At 70.4% G+C, this 1,975-nt stretch carries 2 protein-coding genes; one reads left to right on the top strand and one right to left on the bottom strand.

What is annotated here, in order from left to right:
• The first annotated feature begins 6 nt into the window (after positions 1–6).
• Positions 7–654: a response regulator gene (locus tag BGN95_RS27075; RefSeq protein ID WP_353744668.1), complete on the top strand. Its 648-nt coding sequence runs from the start codon at positions 7–9 to the stop codon at positions 652–654.
• Between the two features lie 36 nt (positions 655–690).
• On the opposite strand, the gene BGN95_RS02920 is transcribed toward BGN95_RS27075, so the two are convergent.
• Positions 691–1,975: alkaline phosphatase family protein (locus BGN95_RS02920; RefSeq protein WP_286771562.1), on the bottom strand; the 1,285-nt coding region annotated here is incomplete at its 5' end.

Below are 1,975 nucleotides of genomic sequence, written 5' to 3'. Positions count from 1 at the left end.
TATGTGATGGTCGCGGTGTCGGACACCGGCGAGGGAATGACCGAGGCGGTGCGCGCGCGGGTGTTCGAGCCCTTTTTCACCACCAAGGCGGTGGGCAAGGGATCGGGGCTCGGGCTGGCGCAGGTCTATGGCTTCGTCAAGCAATCCGAGGGCGGGGTGCAGATCGAGACCGCGGTGGGCGAGGGGACGACGGTGCGCGTCTATTTGCCGCGCGCGGCGGGGGACGCCGGGCGGCCGGCGGTCGATCCGGTCGGGGCGAACGGCACGTCGGTCGCGGGGCGGACCGTGCTGGTGCTCGACGACGACGATCACGTCCGCGCGGTGACCGCGCAGGAATTGCGCGACGCGGGCGCGACGGTGATCGAGGCGGCCGACGGCGCGAGCGGGCTGATCGAGCTGCGCAGCGCCGCGACGATCGACGCCGCGGTGGTCGATTTCGCGATGCCGGGAATGAACGGCGCCGAATTCGCCGCGCATGCGCGTGGGCTCGATCCGCACCTGCCGGTGCTGTTCGTCACCGGCTATGCCGATCTCGAAGCGCTGGCCCATGCCGGCGAGGATCGGGTGATCCAGAAGCCGTTCGCCCCCGGCGCGGTCGCGCGACGGCTGGGGGAGATGCTGGCGGGGGGATCGCGACCTGACGGCCGCACTTAGCCCGTCACGCCGGCTCAAGCCCGGGGCGACGGGAGGTCAGCGCGGACAGGTCGATGCGGCGGTCGCATCCAGATCGAGGCAGCGCCCGTCGAGCCCGCTGACCGGCAGCGCGATCGTCGCGGCGAGCGTCGGCACGATATCCACCGTCTCGACCGACAAGGGCTGCTCGAACGGCGCGATCCCCTTGCGCCAGAACAGGATCGGCACGCGGCGGTCGTAATCCCACGGGCTGCCGTGCGTCTCGACATAGCCCGGGCCGGGGACCGGGATCGGGGTGACGCGCGGCTTGGTCAGCAGCAGGATGTCGCCCGACCGTTCGGCATCGAACGAGGCGCGCGCGCGCTCCAGCAGCGTCCAGTTTTCCGGCGGCCCCTTGGGCATCGGGGTCGCGGCGATCTGCTCGCGGGTCAGCGCGGCGGCGATCTGCGGCATCGCGGCGTAGCGCCGCACCGCCTCGGCGATCACCCTGGCGCGCTTCGCGGCGGGGACGTCGTTGGCGACATATACGTCGCTCTCCGCCGCGATCAGCACCGGGCCGGCGATGCCGAGGTCCTTGCCGATCTCCGCCCCGACCTTCTTGGGCGAAAAGCCCGCATCGAGCCGGGTTTCCATCGGCATCGCATGCTGCACCTGGCGTTCGGTGAGATCGTGCGCGCCGTGATCGGCGGTCAGCGCGACCTCATAATCGACCCCCAGCCCGTCGAGCGCGTCGAAGAAGGTTTCCAGCGCGAGATCCAGCTCGTTCATCTGGATGCACATCTCGCTGCCCTGCGTGCCATAGCTATGGCCGACATAATCGGTCGCGGAGAGCCCGACGATCAGCAGATCGGGCGCCGCGCCGGTGCCGAGCTTCATATCCTTGGCGAGGCCATAGGCCATCCCCAGCACCGCGGTGTCGATCGCCGGCGAGGCGCGGAAGCCCTTGGCGTCGCCCGCCGCGCGCTCGAACCGCCCGGTGCCGAGCGTCAGCGCGCCGGCCTGCACCGGGCGCGCGATCGCCGCGCACCAATTGGGCAAGGGGAGCTGCCCCTGCGGCTTGGCGATCAGATCGGCGACCGCGGTCTGTGCCCGCACGACGGTCGGCGGCGCCTTGCGATCGGCGTAGGAGGCGAAGGTCTTGCCGTTCCAGAACCACAATTCGTCGACCTTGTGCCCGCCCATCATGATCGCCGCGCGATCCTTGCCGGCGACCGAGACGACGCGGGTGGCGGGATTGGCCGCCTTCATCATCTCGCCCAATGTCGGGACCTTCAGATGCAGGTCCGAGGCGGTATAATCGTCATGCGTCGAGCCGGGGACGCGCTCGTCCTCCGCGCAATAG

Source organism: Sphingomonas sp. 66-10 (assembly GCF_001897045.1).
GTDB lineage: Bacteria > Pseudomonadota > Alphaproteobacteria > Sphingomonadales > Sphingomonadaceae > Sphingomonas > Sphingomonas lycopersici.
The sequence above is the reverse complement of the archived record's forward strand: the minus strand, read 5'-3'. Positions and strand labels throughout refer to the sequence as shown.